Here is a 16,777-nt window from a genome sequence, read left to right as displayed (position 1 = left end):
GCGTCCTCAACGACGGAATTTCGGGTGCGGCGCGAGACTGCGCCCAAGCGCGGCCCGGTGCAAGCCGGTGCCGGGGCTGCCGCTTCGTCAGCGACGCCTCAGGGACGCCAGTGCTCGCCCACCCATGGTGCGGGTCGGATGTAATGGCGCAGGTAGCGCAGCGGCCGGTCCTGCCGCACGTCCGAGAACAGGCCCCGCAGATGCTCGCCAGCGCTGTCGGGGGCATAGGGCGGGTAATGCCCGTCAATCGCGTGGCTCGGATGCAGCCCGCCGGGAAAGATCACGATGCGTGCGTCGGTGGGCAGCTTGGGCGCGGCCAAGTAGTTGAGCGGGAACGGCCTGCGGCAATGCATGCGGAAATGCCGGACCCAGGCCTTGGGAAACAGCTTGGCCCCGCCCGGCGCATTTCGGGTCACGAAGCGCTGCTCGAAGCGGTACTCGTCGGCGATGCCCTGCGGGTCGGCGCGGAATCGCTCCTGCAGCGGCAGCAGCTTGCCCACCGGGAAACGGAACACCGAGGTCTGGCCCAGCTTCTCGAGCGGCGTGTTCGGGTTGCGCGACAGGATCACGTCGTCGGGGTCGCCATGCGTGAAGAAATCGTCGAGCGAGCCTGTGACGACGAGGTCGAGATCCATGAACAGCACCGGGCCGGTGAGATCGCCGAGGCGCGGCCCCCAGAGCCGGGCCTTGGGCCAGATGCCCTTGGAGTTCTTCGGCATCTCGACATCGAGCGGCGGCAGGTCCTCGCAGTTCACCTCCGGGCGGATGCCCTCGCGGTTGTCAGTGAAGCAGGTGAAGCTGAAGGGCGGCGTGATGTTGCGCGCCACCATGCCGTAGAGGCGGTTGATGAAGGGCGCGCCGTACTTGGTGCCCCAGTTGATGCAGATCACCTGCTTGATCATCGCGTGCGCCCTTTCTCGTCCTCGCGCCTAACTAGCGCGGCGGGCGCCAAACGGCCAGCCGGCCGCTGGGCAGGGGCAGGACGCGGCCTAGATCGCCCCGAATGGACGCCCTGCCCCCGATCCCCGCCCCCTACGCGACCGCCGACTGGCGCCGCCGCATCGCCGATCTCTATGCCGCGATCCGCGCCGAACCCGACCCGCAGGCGGGATGGCGGCTTTGGCACGAGACCCGCTCGAGGCTGTTTCGCGATCACCCCGCCTCGCCGCTGTCGGCCGATCAGAAGGCCCGGTTCGAAGGCATCGCGCTCTGGCCCTTTGATCCCGGCCTGCGCTTCGAGGTAGGGCTGGCGCCACAGGATGGCCCGGCCATCGATTTCGAACTGGGCCCAGATGGCCGCATGCAGGCCCGCCCGGTCGCCCGCACCGAAGGGCTCGGCGACAGGCTCGGCACCGAGCTGACGCTGTGGTGGATCGAGGGCTATGGCGGCGGGCTGTTCCTGCCGTTCCGCGACGCGACCTGCGGCGCGGGCAGCTATGGCGGCGGACGCTACGCGATCGATGCGATCAAGTCGTCGGATCTGGGCCTCGCTGCGTCGGGCCGGCTGATCCTCGACTTCAACTTCGCCTATTCGCCCTCCTGCGCCTGGAGCCCGGACTGGGTCTGCCCGCTGGCGCCGCCGGAAAACCGGCTGGAGGCCGCGATCGAGGCGGGCGAACGCGATCCTAGTGGAGCCGCTTCCTGATCCGCTGCAGCATCAGCCAGACCAGAGCAACCACCGGCAACACCAGCGCCGCCGTCAGCGCCGTCTTGTCGATGCCCATGGGGTAGGCCAGCGGCCCGAACAGGTAAGTGGCGAGGCTGACGGCGTAATAGCTGATCGCCACGACGCTGAGCCCTTCGACCGTATGCTGCAGCCTGAGCTGTGCGTCGGCACGGCGATCCATCGAGGCCAGCAGCGCCTGGTTCTGGGCCGAGCGTTCGACATCGACCCGGGTGCGCAGCAGATCGCCTGCCCGGGCCGCCCGTTCGGACATGGCGGCGAGCCGGCGGTCGGTCGATTCGACGGTGCGCATCGCCGGGTCGAAGCGGCGCATCATGAACTCCGCGAAGGTCTGCCGCCCGCCGAAGCGCCCCTCGCGCAGCACGCCGATGCGCTGGTTGACCAGCGTCTCGTAGGCCCGCGTGGCGCCCGAGCGGAACCCCGACTGCGCGCGCAGCTTCTCCAGCTCGGCCGAAACTTCGAGCAGTACGGCAAGCGTAGCGGCGGGATCGCCAGGACCCGCCGCCATCTCGGCCACGAGATCTGACAGCCGTGTCTCCAGCGCCCCGATGCGCGGCCCCATGGCGCGGGCCTGCGCCAGACCCAGCATCGCCATAGTCTTGTAGGTCTCGATCTCGCACAGCCGCTGTACCACGCGTCCGATCCGCCGCTCGCCCGTACCGGGGCGCGCGAAGACGGCAAAGCGCATGTGGCCCGCCGGATCGATGCGGAAATCCCCCGCGACGATCAGCTGGTCGTCGAGCACCCGGCTCATCGCCATGCTCTCGGCTACGAACCACGATTCCGCCCGCCGCGCGATCTCTTCCTCGCCGGTGGCGAGTTCGACACGGATCAGGGCCGAGGTGAGCCGCCGGCCCGGGATGGCCGCCAGCCATTCCGCGGGAAACCCCGCCAGCCCGTCGCGAAACGGCGGCTCGGAGGGGCCGTCGCTCAGGATCATGTAGGTGACGAACTCGGTATGGCTCTCCCATTTCAGCCGGTGTCGCCCGATCTGGCCGGACCAATGCGTGGCACCGGGCTGAGGGTGCGGCGCTCCGAACCAGTCGAGCAGCGCCAGCAGATGCGCCCGTTCGGCCTCGATGTCGCGCGGCGCGCCTTCGGCCGGACCGATCGCGAGGAAGGACGCCTGCCCCGGCGCAATGAGGCTCGGAAAGGGCCGCGCATGCAGCTCGTTGGCCAGTTCCTGGCGTAGCGGGTGATCGGCGAGGGTCATGGCGGCTCCGGCGATTGACGTCGAGGGAAGATGGCCGCGCGGCCTGTCGGTGTAAACAGGGGAAAGGGTTGCATGAACAGCTGCTTGGCGCATGCGTTCGCATACCGCGCCCGGGTTGTGCAGCAAGGATGGTTTTCGCCAGGCCGGAAGGCGCCCATATCGGGTCCGACCGCAGGAGCCATGACATGCAGACGTTTTCCCTACTCGACCTCGCCCCGGTGACCGAAACCGAGACCCCGGCGCAGGCCTTGGCCAACGCCGCCGATCTCGCGCGCCATGCCGAACGCTTGGGCTATCACCGCTACTGGTTGGCCGAGCATCACAACATGCCCGGTATCGCCTCGGCCGCCACCGCCGTGGTCATCGGCCACGTGGCGCAGGCGACATCGACGATCCGCGTCGGTGCGGGCGGCATCATGCTGCCCAATCACGCGCCGCTGGTGGTGGCCGAGCAGTTCGGCACGCTTGAGGCGCTTCACCCGGGCCGGATCGATCTCGGGCTTGGCCGCGCGCCCGGCACCGATGGCGCGACGGCGCAGGCGCTCCGGCGCTACCACCAATCGGCCGATGCCTTCCCGCAGGACGTGGCCGAGCTGATCTCCTATCTCGACGATGACGAGGGCAAGGGACCCGTGAGGGCGGTGCCGGGCATGGGCTCGCATCTGCCGGTCTGGATCCTCGGCTCCTCGACCTTCGGGGCGCAACTCGCCGCCTATCTCGGCCTGCCCTACGCCTTCGCCTCGCATTTCGCGCCGCAGATGCTGGAGCCCGCGATCCAGGCCTACCGCGAGGGATTCCGCCCCTCGGAGCGGCTCGACAAGCCCTATTTCATGATGGCCGCCGGGTTGCACGCGGCCGATACGGACGAAGAAGCGCGCTATCACCGCTCGTCGCAGATCCTCTCGTTTGCACGACTCAGGACCGGGACACCGGGCCGCCTGTCGCGCCCGGTCGAGAACGTGGCCGACCACGTTCCGGCCAGCGCCATCGCGGGCGCCGAGGCGGCGCTCTCGGTCTCGGCCACCGGCAGCCCCGACTCGGTGCGCCGCCAGCTGCGCGAGATCATCGACCGCTACCAGCCCGACGAGTTGATGCTCACCGGCATGATGTTCGATGTCGACGCTCGCAAGCGCAGCTTCGACATCGGCGCCGAGGTGCTATCCGACATGAAAACGCCCGCCATGACCTGAGGGTCATGACGGGCGCAGACCTGACCGGGAATGCAGCCCCTTGGGTCGTCGTCACCCGGGCGGCAACGCCGCCCGGTATCTCTTACAGAACCACCACGTCCAGCGGCGGGAAGCCGTTGAAGCAGACCGAGGAATAGGTCGAGGTGTAGGCGCCGGTGTTGCGGATCAGCACCCGGTCGCCGGATTTGAGGTTCAGCGGCAGGTTCATCGGCCGCTTCTCGTACAGCACGTCGGCGCTGTCGCAGGACGGGCCCGCGAGGATGCAGGGACCGGTGGCTTCGCCGTCATGCGGGGTCACGAACTGGTAGCGGATCGCCTCGCCCTCGGTCTCGGCCAGACCCGAGAAACGGCCGATCGAGAGATAGACCCAGCGATGCATGTCGCGGTCCGACTTGCGCGAGGTGAGCATCACTTCGCAGGCGATGACACCGGCCTCGGCGACCATGCCGCGGCCCGGCTCGGCCATCACCCGCTCGGCCCCCGGGAAACGGGCCTCGACCAGCTCCATCACGGCGGCGGCGTAATCGGTGGGGGCCTGGATCTCCTCGCCGTAGAAGGCCGGGAAACCACCGCCGATGTTCAGAAGCTGCAGCTTGTGGCCGGCCTCCTGCGCGGCGGTCCAGATGCGCGACAGCTCATCGAGCACCGGCACCCACATCTCGGCATGACGGGTCTGGGAGCCGACATGGAACGAGAAGCCCAGCGGCTCGAGGCCCAGCTCGGTCGCCCGGTCGAGCAGCTTGAGCGCGGTGTCGCGATCGCAGCCGAACTTGCGGGTCAGCGGCCAATCGGCCGAGGAGGTCTCGACGATCAGGCGGACATAGACCTGCGCGCCGGGCGCGTGCTCGGCGATCTTCTCGAGCTCTTCCTCGGCATCGACCGCGAACATGCGGATGCCCGCGCCGTAGGCAAAGGCGATGTCGGAGACGCGCTTGATGGTGTTGCCGAAGGAGACGTGCTCGGGGCGCGCGCCTTGGGACAGGCACAGCTCGATCTCGCCGCGCGAGGCCGCGTCGAAATGCGAGCCGAGCTGCACGAGGCGCTCGATGATCGCGGGATGCGGGTTGGCCTTCACGGCATAATGGATGTCGGCCCGGCCGAGGCCCGCCTTCAGCGCGTCATACTGGGTCTCCACGCGGTCCACGTCGATCACCAGCGTCGGCCGGTCGAACTCGGCACTGGCGGCAAAGGCCTCCAGGCGGTTGGCGACGGCGAAAGAGGGGGCGCTGGCGCCCGCGTAATATGCAGTCATGTGCATCTCCGATAGACAGACGGGGGCCCCGTGAGGCCGGCGGTTCCAAGGGAGACGTTACCGTCGCTGCATAAACGCGTGCTGGGTCTGTGCGTAGGCCCCTCGAAGAGAGGCTTGCGTCCAGGCGTGGCCAGAGGCGCGTGCGTTGGCGTCTTGAGGGGGCATTTGGGGCAAAGCCCGAGTCGGATCAAGGGGAAATCTCGGACAAAGCCCAATTTTTTAGCGGCCTTGGTTTTGCATGCCGATCCCCCTTGTTCTATAGGGGTTCACTGCATTCCGGAGGGCCCATGCCGCGTCTCGTCCTGTTCAACAAGCCGATGAACGTGCTGTCGCAGTTCACCGACGCCAAGAGCCCCAGCCCGCGCGCCACCCTGTCGGATTTCATCGACCGGCCCGGGGTCTACCCGGCGGGGCGGCTGGACCGCGACAGCGAGGGGCTGATGCTGCTCACCGATGACGGGCGGCTGCAGGCGCGCATCAGCGATCCGAAACACAAGATCGAGAAGACCTATCTCGTGCAGGTCGAGGGCAGCCCCACCGAGGCCGATCTGGAGCCGCTCAGGCGCGGCCTGACGCTCAAGGACGGTGCGACCCGTCCCGCCCGGGCCCGGCTGATCGCGGCGCCTGCGTTGTGGGAGCGCGATCCGCCGGTACGGTTCCGCAAATCCGTGCCGGACGCCTGGATCGAGGTCGCGATCCGCGAGGGGCGCAATCGTCAGGTCCGCCGCATGACCGCCGCGGCCGGTTTCCCCACGCTCAGGCTGGTGCGTTGGCGCATCGGCGACTGGACGCTGGACGGGCTGGCACCGGGGGAATGGCGCGAGATCGAGATCTGAGTCGCTTCTCTGGAGCGGCAGGATTTGCGTATTTGAAGAAAGATGAAGGGGATCAGGCGCTTGGCTGCCACAGCTCGATCGGATTGCCCTCGGGATCGTGGATTCGCGCGAAACGACCGATTTCGCTGTCCCATTCATCGCGTCGCTCGACCGCGATGCCGGCTGCCTCGAGTTGCGCCACCATTGCGTCGAGATCGGCGACGCGGAAATTGATCATCCATTGCTGCTCTGCCCGGCTGAAATACTCCGTGTCGCGCGGAAACGGCATCAGCACGGTCGGCCCCGCCTCCTGCCGCCAGATCGAGGGCCCCGGCCCCTCGATGCCCAGATGGTCGAGATACCACTTGGCAAGAGCCTCGGGATCGCGCGCCCGAAAGAACACCCCGCCGACGCCCGTCACCTTTTCCATCGCCCTCGCCTCCGATTGCCCGTCGCGGCCAGCCTAGCATGGCCCCGGTCCTGACGCGCCGGACTTTCGCGCGGGCGCCCTCCCGGCGCCCAAGCGGCGAAGCTCACCAACAGCGCCGCACCGGTGATCGCCACGACGCCCATGAGCCCCAGCCCATCCGGCGTGACCCCGAACAACGCCGCATCGAACAAAAGCGCCCAGACCAGCCCGGTGAAGTCGAACGGCGCCAGCACCGCGACCGGTGCCCGTGCCGCTGCCTCGGTCGCAGCTACATGTGCGAGCCCGCCCATGAGCCCCGCGCCCAAGAGCCAGAGCATCATCTGCGGCGACGGCATGGCCCAGCCGAAAGGCCATGTCGCCAGCCCGGCCAGAGCCGAGACCACGGCGAACCAGAAGGCGATGGTCGCGGGGCGCTCGACCGCTGTCATCGTCTTGATATGCACCCGGACGAAAGCCATGGTCACCGCATAGCCCAGCCCCGCCGCCACGCCGATCAGCGCGCCCTGCCCCGGGGCCTCCAGCGCCGCGCCGAGCATCAGGAGCACGCCGCCGAAGCCCAGAGCCGCCGCCCCCCAGGCCAGCGGCCCGATCCGCTCGCTCAGTATCCACGCCGCAAGCGGCAGCGTCAGGACGGGAGCGAGATATCCCAGCGCCTGCGCATTGGCGACCGGCAGCCAGGCCAGCGACAGGAAGGACAGCGCCATCGACAGCGCTCCGAACAGGCTGCGCGTCAGGTGCAGGCCGGGGCGGCGCGTGGCGATGGCCGAGGGAAACTCGCGGCACCAGGCCATGTAGGCGCAGATTGGGATCAACGCGACGGCAGAGCGCCAGAACACGATCTGCCCCAACCCGACCTCGCGCGTGGCCACCGCCACCATCGCCGACATCGCAGTGATGAGAAATGCGGCCAGCAGGCGCAGGCCGATGCCGTTCAAGGGAGAGTGCGCCGCCATGGCCGGAGACTCGTCCATAGGGCGATACCCTGCAACGACAAAAGGCCCCGCCGGGGCGGGGCCTTTCCTGTCGATTCGAAAGGATCAGGCAATCTTGCCGAGCAGTTCATCCAGCGATTTCTTGGCATCGCCGTAGAACATGCGTGTGTTGTCCTTGAAGAAGAGGGGGTTTTCGATGCCGGAATAGCCGGTGCCCTGGCCGCGCTTGGAGACGAAAACCTGCTTGGCCTTCCAGACCTCGAGCACCGGCATGCCGGCGATCGGGCTGTTGGGGTCGTCCTGGGCGGCGGGGTTCACGATGTCGTTCGAGCCGATGACGATGGCGACGTCCGTCTCGGGGAAGTCGTCGTTGATCTCGTCCATCTCCAGCACGATGTCGTAGGGCACCCGGGCCTCCGCGAGCAGCACGTTCATGTGGCCGGGCAGACGCCCCGCCACCGGGTGGATCGCGAAGCGCACGGTCTTGCCCTGCGCCCGGAGCCTGCGGGTCAGCTCGGAGACCGACTGCTGCGCCTGCGCCACCGCCATGCCGTAGCCGGGGATGATCACCACGCTGTCGGCGTCCTCCAGCGCCTGCGCCACGCCGTCGGCGTCGATCGCGATCTGCTCGCCCTCGACCGCCATCGCCGGGCCCGACGTGCCGCCGAAGCCGCCCAGGATCACCGAGACGAACTTGCGGTTCATCGCCTTGCACATGATGTAGCTCAGGATCGCGCCCGAGGAGCCGACCAGCGCGCCGGTGACGATCAACAGGTCGTTGCCCAGCGTGAAGCCGATCGCCGCGGCGGCCCAGCCCGAGTAGGAGTTCAGCATCGACACCACCACCGGCATGTCGGCGCCGCCGATGCCCATGATCAGGTGCCAGCCGATGAAGCCGGCGATCAGCGTCACCAGCACCATGGTCCAGATGCCGGCGCCGGTGAGGTAGAGAAGCCCCAGCGCCAGGCACAGCGCCAGCGCGGCAGCGTTGAGCATGTGGCCGCCCGGCAGCTTCTTCGGCTTGCCGTCGACGCGGCCGGCGAGCTTGCCGAAGGCCACCACCGAACCGGTGAAGGTCACCGCGCCGATGAAGATGCCCAAAAACACCTCGGTCTTGAGGATGCCGATCTCGGCCGCGTCCTTCAGCGCCAGCTTCTTGCCGAAGCCGGTGAGCTCGCCGAAGAAGCCGCCGCCCGCCTGCGCGAGCTCGGTCGGGTCCAAGAGCGCCAGCGCGGCGCGGTCGAGCCCGTTGGCTGCCAGCAGCGCGTTGACGTCGTGCAGCATGATGTCGGCGTTCAGGCCGATGAAGACGGCCGCCAGACCGACGAAGCTGTGCAGCGCGGCGACCAGCTGCGGCATCTCGGTCATCTGCACGCGGCCGGCGACGATCCAGCCGGCGAAGCCGCCCGCCGCGATCGCGACGAGGATGAGAAACAGGTTGTGCACGCCGGGGCCGAACACGGTGACGAAGACCGCCACCGCCATGCCGGCGATGCCGTACCAGACCGCGCGCTTGGCGCTCTCCTGGTTCGACAGGCCCCCGAGCGACAGGATGAAGAGAATGGCCGCGACGATATAGGCGGCGGAAACGATGCCGATGCTCATGATCCGGCCCCCTTACGACTTGCGGAACATGGCGAGCATCCGGCGCGTGACCAGGAAACCGCCGACGATGTTGATCGAGGCGATCAGCACCGCGATGAACGACAGAAACACCACCAGCCAGTTGCCCGAGCCGATCTGCAACAGCGCGCCGAGGATGACGATGCCCGAGATCGCGTTGGTCACCGCCATCAGCGGCGTGTGCAGCGAATGGCTGACGCCCCAGATCACCTGGAAGCCGACGAAGCAGGCCAGCGCGAAGACGATGAAGTGGCTCATGAAGCTCTCGGGCGCGACCGCGCCGATCAAGAGCATCACCAGCGCGCCCGCGGCCAGCAGGCCGATCTGGTCCTTGGTCTGCTTCTTGAAGGCCGCGATCTCCTGCCCGCGCTTTTCCTCGACCGTCAGCTCGCGTGCCTTCTCCTTCTTGGGCGCGGCGGCGATGGCGGCGGTCTTGGGCTTCGGCGGCGGGTAGGTGATCTCGCCGCGATGCGTCGCGGTGGCGCCGCGGATCACGTCGTCCTCCATGTTATGGTTGACGACGCCGTCCTTGGCCGGCGTCAGATCGGCCATCATGTGGCGGATGTTGGTGGCGTAGAGCGTCGAGGCCTGCGCCGCCATGCGGCTCGGGAAATCGGTGTAGCCGATGATCGTCACGCCGTTGTCGGTGACGAACTTCTCCTCCGGCACCGTCAGCTCGCAATTGCCGCCGCGCTCGGCGGCGAGATCGACGATCACCGAGCCGGGCTTCATCGCCTCGACCATGTCGCGGGTCCACAGCACCGGCGCGTCGCGGCCCGGAATCAGGGCCGTCGAGATGACGATGTCGATCTCGGGCGCCAGCTCGCGGAACTTGGCGAGCTGCTTCTCGCGGAACTCCGGGCTGGAAGGCGCGGCGTAGCCGCCCGTGGCCGCGCTGTCCTGGCTGTCCTCGAAGTCGAGATAGACAAACTCGGCGCCCATGCTCTCGATCTGCTCGGCCACCTCGGGACGCACGTCGAACGCGAGCGTCACCGCGCCCAGCGAGGTCGCGGTGCCGATCGCCGCGAGCCCCGCGACGCCGGCGCCGATCACCAGCACCCGCGCCGGCGGCACCTTGCCGGCGGCGGTCACCTGGCCGGTGAAGAAGCGGCCGAAATTGCTGCCCGCCTCGATCACCGCGCGGTAGCCCGCGATGTTGGCCATCGAGCTGAGCGCGTCCATCTTCTGGGCGCGGGAGATCCGCGGCACCATGTCCATCGCGATCACCGTGGCGCCCGCGTCTTTCGCCCGGCCCAGCGCCTCGGCGTTCTGGCCCGGGTAGAAGAACGAGATCAGCGTCTGGCCCTCGCGCAGCCGCCCGAGCTCCTCGTCCAGCGGCGGCCGCACCTTGGTGACGATCTCCGCCTCGGCCCAGAGCGTCGCGGCGTCCGGCACCACCGTGACCCCCGCCTCTTCATAGGCCGCGTCGGTGAACCCCGCCGCCAGACCCGCCCCCGCCTCGATCAGGCACGCATGCCCCAGCTTCCGCAGATCCCGCGCCGACGCAGGCGTCATCGATACCCGCGCCTCGCCGTCATGCAACTCCCTCGGTGCCCCGATCCTCACGCCACGTCCCCTCCGGTCATTCTGCGGTTGCGAGAGGAGTAGCCGGGGAAAGAATGTTTCACAAGAGCGGCAGCTGACTTTGCTGCCGCCGCGTCATGGCCGTGCTACAGCCAGCGGCGCGTGCGGGCGGCCCAATCCTCGAATGCCGCGCCGAAACCGCGACGCAGCATCGTCTCTTCGGGCCGGATGAAACGTCGCTGCAGGATCGCGGCCAGCACGGGCACCAGAAGCAGAGCCAAGGGCGCGTCGAATACCAGCGCGCCGCTCGCGAGCAGCAACAGGTCTCCGAGGTAGATCGGGTTGCGCGAGAAACGGAACGGCCCGTCGGTCACCAGCGCTGCCGCCTCCTGCCGGGGCATGACCTTCGTGCGATGACGCAGCATCGTGGCGCTGGCCCAGAGCATCAGGCCAAGCCCGACGAGGAAGACGATCCCGCCCAGCGCCACGTGATACGGCCCGAAGCCGAGCCAGACAGGCTCGACACGAGAAAGGCCCCAAGCGGAGAGCAATCCGTAGAAGGTCCAGGCGGGCGGGAAGTCGATCCAGTACATGCATCTTTTCTGCCCTGCCGTCGGGGCGCTGTCACGCGCTGTTGCGCAAGGGCAGCCGTGCTGCCACAACTTCGCGGGTTAACGCGAGGAGGAGCGCCGAGATGACCGATTTCCAAGCCACCAAGGCGCTGTTCGCCCTGCCCGAGGGCGTGACCTATCTCGATGGCAACTCGCTCGGCCCTCTACCCAAGGCCGCCCCCGACCGCACGGCCCGCGCGATGACCGGCGAATGGGGCGAAATGCTGATCACCGGCTGGAACCGAGCCGGCTGGATGGACCAGCCCGCGAAACTCGGCGACCGGATTGGCCGGCTGATCGGCGCGCCCGAAGGCACCACCGTGCTGGGCGACACGCTGTCGATCAAGGTGCATCAGGCGCTGGCCGCGGCGCTGGCGCTGCGCCCCGAGCGTCGCGTGATCCTCAGCGACAGCGGCAATTTCCCCTCGGACCTCTATATGGCGCAGGGGCTAATCGAGCAGCTCGGGCGCGGCCACGAGCTGCGCGTCGTGGCCCCCGAGGAGGTCGAGGCTGCGATCGACGACGACGTCGCGGTAATGATGATCACCGAGGTCGATTACCGTACCGGCCGCCGCCACGACATGCCCGCGCTCATCGCCAAGGCACATGAGGTCGGGGCGCTGGCGATCTGGGATCTCGCGCATTCGGCGGGGGCGGTGGATGTCGACGTCGCCGCGGCCGATACCGATTTCGCGGTGGGCTGCACCTACAAGTTCCTCAATGGCGGCCCCGGCGCGCCCGCCTTCATCCACGTGGCGCCCCGGCTGATCGACGAGGTGCAACCGGCGCTGTCCGGCTGGCTCGGCCATGCCGAGCCCTTCGCCTTCGAGCCGGGCTATCGTCCCGGCCCCGCCATCGCGCGGATGCGGGTGGGCACGCCCCCCGTGCTTGCCATGGCGGCGCTCGATGCCGCGCTCGACATCTGGGACCGGGTCGACATCGGCGATCTGCGCGCCGCCTCGCTGGCGCTTTCGGACCGCTTCATCGCGGGCGTCAAGGCCGCTTGCCCCGGCCTCGAACTGGCGACCCCTCGCGCGCATGCGCAGCGCGGCAGCCAGGTTTCGTTCCGCCATCCGCAGGGCTATGCGGTGATGCAGGCGTTGATCGCCCAAGGGGTGATCGGCGATTTCCGCGCGCCCGACATCCTGCGTTTCGGGATCACGCCGCTCTATCTCGATGAGGCCGATATCGACCGCGCCGTCGAGGTGCTGGCGACGATCCTGCGCAAAGGGTCTTGGGACCGCCCCGAATTCCACGCCCGCGCCGCCGTGACCTGAGACCGTCCCTCAGGGCACCGGCAAGCCGCTGGGCACCGCTTCGGGAATGCCGAGCCGTCCGGTCCGTGCCACCGGGTCGGTCAAGCTCTCCAGAAACGCCACCAGCGCGTCGATCTCGTCAGCTGCGAGCTTGACCGGTGGCAGTGTCACCGCCGAGGCGATGGCGTCGCTTTCGGCCGGGTCGTCGAGAATGCGCCAATCCGACACCTCCATCCGGGGCAGCACCGCCTGCCCCCGGTCATAGCCGGGCAGCGCCGCCACCGGGTCGAGGTGATCGGCCACGAAACCGCGCAGGCTCGCATGGCTGCCGGCATGGCCATAGGGCGCGGTGAGCGCCACGTTGCGCAGGGATGGCGTGCGGAACGCATGGAGATCCTCGGCCCGGCCGGTGACCCGGAACCGCCCCTCGTCGCGCGCGTGGCTCTCGAACCGCGCGGCCTTGCCCGGGCCGAGTTGCGGCGCGCCCATGGCGTGAAAGCCGTGATCGGTCTGGAACGGTCCCGAATGGCAATCGACGCAGCCTGCCGCGCCGTAGAACAGCGCCAGCCCCGCTTCGGCCTGCGGGTCGAGCGGTGCCCCCTTGCGCAGCCGCGCATCGAAGGGGCTGGTATCGGAGCGGAACTCGAAGGTGATGAAGGCTGCAATGGCGTCCGAGATGTCGGTAAAGCCGATCTCCTCCGGCGCAAGCCCATAGGTATCCTCGAAGCGCACCGCGTAATCCGGAATTGCCGCCACGCGCCGCGCGATCAGGTCCCAGGCGCCGCCCGGCCCGGTCAGCATTCCAAGCCGCACCGCCTGCGCCACCTCGTTCTCGCTGTAGTGACCGGCCATCTCGTCCGGGCTGAGCACCGGAAACATGGTCTGAGCCGAGAGCATCGAGGCGAAGCCCTCGACCATGTCGGCATCGAGCGGCGTGCGCATGCCGCCGGGTGCGCTCGGATCCATCTCGACCCGCCCGTCATGGAACATAGACACGTATTCCAGCGCGCCGACATTCCACAGCGCCTGGCTGTTGCGCGGCACCCGCTGTTCGGGCGGGTTCTCGGGATCGACGGTGCGGAGCGGTCCGAGCCCCTGCCCGCCATCGCCCAGTGGCAATGACAGCCCGTCGGATGTGCCGAATTCGGGGTGGTGGCAGGTGGCGCAGGCGACCTCGCGATTGCCCGAGAGAAGCGGGTCGTAGAACAGCAATTGCCCCAGCGCCGCCTCGCGCGGATCGACATCGGGCCAGGCCGCATCGTCGAGCGGCGCGGGCAGCTCCTGCGCCAGCCCCGTCCCGGCCCAGCCGAGAAAGGCCAGCGTTATCGTCGTCTTCCCGGTCATGTCACTCCCCCTTCGACGGAAGGTGCCGCAGCGCTTCACGCGGCGCAATGACGCAGACAACATTTGACGCAACGCTGCGGGCGGACTAGAACAAATACAGAACATTGATTTGCAGAGAGAACCCGTGACGTGGTCGCCCCCCGCTTCATGCCCCGCCCCCTCGGACGCGCTGCCGCGCAGGCCCGCGGCGTTGCGCCAGCCCACCCTGTCGGAGATCTTTCCCGAAACGGCGGTGGATGCCGCCGCCCCGGCCTTCGCGCTGGCGCATCTCGATCCCGGGGACGGGCCGGTGCTGTGGATACAGGATCGGCTGTCGTTGCGCGAGAGCGGGCGGCCGTTTCCACCGGGCCTCGGGGGCTACGAACTCCTGCACCTGCAGGTATCGCGGGCGCAGGACGTGCTCTGGGCGATGGAGCAGGGGCTCGGCTGTCCGGCACTGGGTGCGGTGATCGGCGAGATCTGGGGCACCGCCCCGGCGGTCGACTTCACCGCGACCAAGCGGCTGGCGCTGCGTTCGGAGGCGCATGGCATCCCGGCGTGGCTGATCCGGCGCGGCACCGCGCCGGAACTGAGCGCGGCGCGAGAGCGATGGCGGGTTGCCGCCTTGCCCGCCCGGCCCGAGCCGGACGACGCGCGCGCGCCTGGCGCGGCGTTGTGGAGCGCCGAGTTGTTTCGCACGCGGTTCCGCGCGCCGGGACGCTGGGTGGCTGGTCATGACCCGCAGAGCGGAAATCTGGCGTTCGACCATGCGATCGACATGGATGCGGCGGAAGCGCAGCGCGCCATGGCTTGAGCCCTGCCGTACTGGGCCGGCACCCGTCCCGCAGGCATTCCAGGCAGGGGAGACCAGTTGTGACGCGCGCTTTCGCGAAGGCATCAAGGGCAAGGCGATGACGGGGGCGGTGTTCTGGGGGACACCGCGCCGCGCATTGTCACGGCCCGCGCCGCCCGAGGCAGTCCAAGCGCATCCGCGCATCGAACAGAGCGGACGCCGACGATGAGTGGCGGGGACAAGCTGCCCGTCCTCGCCTTTCCCGCGCCTCGAACGACCGAAGCCCGCCCCCGCGCCGCCGACCCCCGCCGCCTTGCGCGGGCGGCCGAGGCGCTGCGCGCGGCCACCGAGGCCACATCGGGGGCTGAAGGCGCGTCACCGGTCGAACCGGCAGCGTCGAAACAGAAGCAAGAGCAGGAGATTTTTACACCGGTGGGGATGCCCCTCCCGCGTTGGCGCGCCGGGCCGGATGCGGCTGGTGCGCGGCCCCGGGGGACCGGCTATATGACGGGCGGATCGACGACGCCCGGCGAGGCCGACGCTGCCCGAGGCATCATGGCGCGGCGTATTCTGTCGCTGCACCTCCCGCGCTTTGCCATCGAGCGCTGGCAGGCCCATGCGGCGCGGTGCGGCCGGGCCCTGCCCGATGACGTGCCGCTGGCGCTGGCAATCGAGGGGCCGCACGGACCGGTGATCCACGCGGTGAACGCGGCTGCCGAGGCGCTGGGGATCGGGCCGGGCGCGCGCGTCGTCGACATGCGCGCGCTCTGCCCCGAGCTGCGCACCGCCTTTGCCGAGCCCCGCGCCGACAGCGCGGCGCTGGAGCGGCTCATGCTTTGGGCCCGGCGCTGGTGCCCCTGGACCGCGATAGACGGAACCGACGCGCTGATCATGGACATCACCGGTTCGGAACACCTCTGGGGCGGCGAGGTGGCGATGCGGGCCGAGATCGAGAACCGCCTGGCGGGCCTCGGTCTCACCGCCCGGACCGCCATTGCCCCTACGCGCGGCGCGGCTTGGGCGCTGGCCCGCTTCGCCCCGGCGATCTGCGATCCTGACGCGCTGTTCGCGCGCACCGATCCGCTGCCCGTGGCGGCGCTGCGGCTCGACGCCGCCACGGTGCAACTGCTCGACCGGCTTGGCCTCTCGACCATCGGTGCGCTACGCGCCGTGCCGCGCCTCTCGCTCGCGCGCCGGTTTCGCGCAAACGCGCCCGAGGCGGACCCGCTCCTGCGCCTCGACCAGCTTTCGGGCCGTACGCCCGAACCGGTCGACAGCCCCGACGACCCGCCGCGCTTCGCCGTGCAGGCCCGGCTCGCGGAGCCGGTGATCGATCCGGTGCCGCATTTGCCCGTGCTGGCCGAAGAGCTCTGCGCCGGGCTCGTCGCGGCGGGCTTCGGCGCGCGACGGCTCGGACTGGCGCTTTACCGCACCGATGGCGAGGTGGCACAGGCGCAGGCCGCGACCTCGCAGCCCTCGCGCGATCCCGCTCACATGGTGCGGCTGTTCGAAGGGCGGCTCGACGGTCTCGATCCCGGTTTCGGCTTCGACCTGATCACGCTGGCCGCGCTGGTGGCCGAAGCACTGCCCGAGCGCCAGCGCCGGCTCGACGGGACCGCCGATGATGCCGAGGATCTCGCGCGGCTGATCGACCGACTCTCGGCCCGCTTCGGCATGGGCACCCTGACCCGGCCCCTGCCGATGCCGAGCCACCTCCCCGAGCGACAGATGCTGTGGTGCCCGGCGCTGCATTTGCCACGACGCGCCTTTCCACCGCGCCCGCATCGCCCGCTGCGGCTGTTCGAGCCCCCCGAGGAGGTGCGCGTACTCTACGCCGTTCCGGAAGGCCCGCCCGCGCAGCTCCTCTGGCGCCGCCAGCGGCTGCGCGTAGCGCGCTTCGCGGGACCCGAGCGGATCGCGCCGGAATGGTGGCGCGACCGGCCGGGTACGCGCCTGCGCGACTATTTCCGCATCGAGGACCACACCGGCCGGCGCTTCTGGCTCTACCGCGAGGGGCTTCTGGACGATGGGCGCGGTGCCGAACCCCGCTGGTTCCTGCACGGGGTCTTCGCATGAGCCGGTACGACAGAACCGGAGTTTTCCAAAACTCCGGCACGGTCTTTTGCAAAAG

General features: G+C 69.2%; 15 protein-coding genes. 6 read left to right on the top strand and 9 right to left on the bottom strand.

Translation table 11 applies throughout. The annotated features are described in order from the left end of the window. Nucleotides 1-98: 98 nt before the first annotated feature. Nucleotides 99-902 carry a glycosyl transferase gene (locus LOS8367_RS02015; protein ID WP_085894764.1) on the bottom strand — a complete coding sequence of 268 codons (804 nt, stop codon included), beginning with the start codon at nt 900-902 and terminating at the stop codon, nt 99-101. Nucleotides 903-1,003: 101 nt separating this feature from the next. On the opposite strand from LOS8367_RS02015, the gene LOS8367_RS02010 reads away from it, so the two are divergent. Further along, nucleotides 1,004-1,645: a DUF1684 domain-containing protein gene (locus LOS8367_RS02010; RefSeq protein WP_085894763.1), complete on the top strand. Its 642-nt coding sequence runs from the start codon at nt 1,004-1,006 to the stop codon at nt 1,643-1,645. Here LOS8367_RS02010 and LOS8367_RS02005 read toward each other — a convergent pair. Then, a complete protein-coding gene (locus tag LOS8367_RS02005) occupies nt 1,626-2,897 on the bottom strand; it encodes a DUF3422 family protein (protein WP_085894762.1) in 1,272 nt (423 codons plus the stop codon). The genes LOS8367_RS02010 and LOS8367_RS02005 overlap by 20 nt on opposite strands. Before the next feature lie 185 nt (nt 2,898-3,082). Between LOS8367_RS02005 and LOS8367_RS02000 the strand changes: the two genes are divergently transcribed. Next, the gene (locus LOS8367_RS02000) at nt 3,083-4,087 is read left to right on the top strand and encodes an LLM class flavin-dependent oxidoreductase (protein ID WP_085894761.1); all 1,005 of its coding nucleotides are present in this window, start codon (nt 3,083-3,085) and stop codon (nt 4,085-4,087) included. Nucleotides 4,088-4,169: 82 nt separating this feature from the next. Here the strand turns inward: LOS8367_RS02000 and LOS8367_RS01995 are convergent, their stop codons facing one another. Next, nucleotides 4,170-5,339: a type III PLP-dependent enzyme gene (locus LOS8367_RS01995; RefSeq protein ID WP_085894760.1), complete on the bottom strand. Its 1,170-nt coding sequence runs from the start codon at nt 5,337-5,339 to the stop codon at nt 4,170-4,172. Between the two features lie 287 nt (nt 5,340-5,626). Here LOS8367_RS01995 and LOS8367_RS01990 point away from each other — a divergent pair, with 287 nt between their 5' ends. Further along, the gene (locus LOS8367_RS01990; protein ID WP_085894759.1) at nt 5,627-6,175 is read left to right on the top strand and encodes a pseudouridine synthase; all 549 of its coding nucleotides are present in this window, start codon (nt 5,627-5,629) and stop codon (nt 6,173-6,175) included. A gap of 52 nt (nt 6,176-6,227) precedes the next feature. Here LOS8367_RS01990 and LOS8367_RS01985 read toward each other — a convergent pair whose 3' ends face one another. The 5 genes from LOS8367_RS01985 to LOS8367_RS01965 form a co-directional block, all read right to left on the bottom strand. After that, nucleotides 6,228-6,584 (bottom strand): VOC family protein, encoded by a 357-nt coding sequence (locus LOS8367_RS01985; RefSeq protein WP_085894758.1) that lies wholly within the window; start codon nt 6,582-6,584, stop codon nt 6,228-6,230. Next, nucleotides 6,572-7,519 carry a DMT family transporter gene (locus tag LOS8367_RS01980; RefSeq protein WP_242665483.1) on the bottom strand — a complete coding sequence of 316 codons (948 nt, stop codon included), beginning with the start codon at nt 7,517-7,519 and terminating at the stop codon, nt 6,572-6,574. The genes LOS8367_RS01985 and LOS8367_RS01980 overlap by 13 nt, the downstream gene beginning before the upstream one ends. Before the next feature lie 102 nt (nt 7,520-7,621). Continuing rightward, nucleotides 7,622-9,121 carry an NAD(P)(+) transhydrogenase (Re/Si-specific) subunit beta gene (locus LOS8367_RS01975; RefSeq protein WP_085894756.1) on the bottom strand — a complete coding sequence of 500 codons (1,500 nt, stop codon included), beginning with the start codon at nt 9,119-9,121 and terminating at the stop codon, nt 7,622-7,624. A 12-nt stretch (nt 9,122-9,133) separates the two neighbouring features. Next, nucleotides 9,134-10,705, bottom strand: coding sequence for a Re/Si-specific NAD(P)(+) transhydrogenase subunit alpha (locus LOS8367_RS01970; RefSeq protein WP_085894755.1), 1,572 nt, complete (start codon nt 10,703-10,705; stop codon nt 9,134-9,136). Between the two features lie 104 nt (nt 10,706-10,809). Continuing rightward, nucleotides 10,810-11,256 carry a methyltransferase family protein gene (locus LOS8367_RS01965; RefSeq protein WP_085894754.1) on the bottom strand — a complete coding sequence of 149 codons (447 nt, stop codon included), beginning with the start codon at nt 11,254-11,256 and terminating at the stop codon, nt 10,810-10,812. 101 nt (nt 11,257-11,357) lie between these two features. Between LOS8367_RS01965 and kynU the strand changes: the two genes are divergently transcribed. Further along, the gene (kynU, locus tag LOS8367_RS01960; RefSeq protein ID WP_085894753.1) at nt 11,358-12,551 is read left to right on the top strand and encodes a kynureninase; all 1,194 of its coding nucleotides are present in this window, start codon (nt 11,358-11,360) and stop codon (nt 12,549-12,551) included. Between the two features lie 9 nt (nt 12,552-12,560). Here kynU and LOS8367_RS01955 read toward each other — a convergent pair whose 3' ends face one another. Then, complete coding sequence (locus LOS8367_RS01955) at nt 12,561-13,874, bottom strand: cytochrome-c peroxidase (protein WP_085894752.1); 1,314 nt, start codon at nt 13,872-13,874, stop codon at nt 12,561-12,563. Nucleotides 13,875-14,064: 190 nt separating this feature from the next. On the opposite strand from LOS8367_RS01955, the gene LOS8367_RS01950 reads away from it, so the two are divergent. Both LOS8367_RS01950 and LOS8367_RS01945 read left to right on the top strand, forming a co-directional pair. After that, nucleotides 14,065-14,667, top strand: coding sequence for a hypothetical protein (locus LOS8367_RS01950; protein WP_106535008.1), 603 nt, complete (start codon nt 14,065-14,067; stop codon nt 14,665-14,667). A 483-nt stretch (nt 14,668-15,150) separates the two neighbouring features. Next, nucleotides 15,151-16,722: a Y-family DNA polymerase gene (locus LOS8367_RS01945; protein WP_242665482.1), complete on the top strand. Its 1,572-nt coding sequence runs from the start codon at nt 15,151-15,153 to the stop codon at nt 16,720-16,722. Nucleotides 16,723-16,777 lie beyond the last annotated feature (55 nt).

The organism is Limimaricola soesokkakensis, assembly GCF_900172345.1.
In the GTDB taxonomy this organism is placed as follows: Bacteria; Pseudomonadota; Alphaproteobacteria; order Rhodobacterales; family Rhodobacteraceae; genus Limimaricola; species Limimaricola soesokkakensis.
This window is presented reverse-complemented; position numbering and strand designations above follow the sequence as displayed.

What these genes read in the sequence shown, in the direction of transcription:
- LOS8367_RS02015 (WP_085894764.1), bottom strand. Translation starts at nt 902, where the DNA reads ATGATCAAGCAGGTGATCTGCATCAACTGGGGCACCAAGTACGGCGCG.
- LOS8367_RS02010 (WP_085894763.1), top strand. Translation starts at nt 1,004, where the DNA reads ATGGACGCCCTGCCCCCGATCCCCGCCCCCTACGCGACCGCCGACTGG.
- LOS8367_RS02005 (WP_085894762.1), bottom strand. Translation starts at nt 2,897, where the DNA reads ATGACCCTCGCCGATCACCCGCTACGCCAGGAACTGGCCAACGAGCTG.
- LOS8367_RS02000 (WP_085894761.1), top strand. Translation starts at nt 3,083, where the DNA reads ATGCAGACGTTTTCCCTACTCGACCTCGCCCCGGTGACCGAAACCGAG.
- LOS8367_RS01995 (WP_085894760.1), bottom strand. Translation starts at nt 5,339, where the DNA reads ATGACTGCATATTACGCGGGCGCCAGCGCCCCCTCTTTCGCCGTCGCC.
- LOS8367_RS01990 (WP_085894759.1), top strand. Translation starts at nt 5,627, where the DNA reads ATGCCGCGTCTCGTCCTGTTCAACAAGCCGATGAACGTGCTGTCGCAG.
- LOS8367_RS01985 (WP_085894758.1), bottom strand. Translation starts at nt 6,584, where the DNA reads ATGGAAAAGGTGACGGGCGTCGGCGGGGTGTTCTTTCGGGCGCGCGAT.
- LOS8367_RS01975 (WP_085894756.1), bottom strand. Translation starts at nt 9,121, where the DNA reads ATGAGCATCGGCATCGTTTCCGCCGCCTATATCGTCGCGGCCATTCTC.
- LOS8367_RS01965 (WP_085894754.1), bottom strand. Translation starts at nt 11,256, where the DNA reads ATGTACTGGATCGACTTCCCGCCCGCCTGGACCTTCTACGGATTGCTC.
- kynU (WP_085894753.1), top strand. Translation starts at nt 11,358, where the DNA reads ATGACCGATTTCCAAGCCACCAAGGCGCTGTTCGCCCTGCCCGAGGGC.
- LOS8367_RS01955 (WP_085894752.1), bottom strand. Translation starts at nt 13,874, where the DNA reads ATGACCGGGAAGACGACGATAACGCTGGCCTTTCTCGGCTGGGCCGGG.
- LOS8367_RS01945 (WP_242665482.1), top strand. Translation starts at nt 15,151, where the DNA reads ATGACGGGCGGATCGACGACGCCCGGCGAGGCCGACGCTGCCCGAGGC.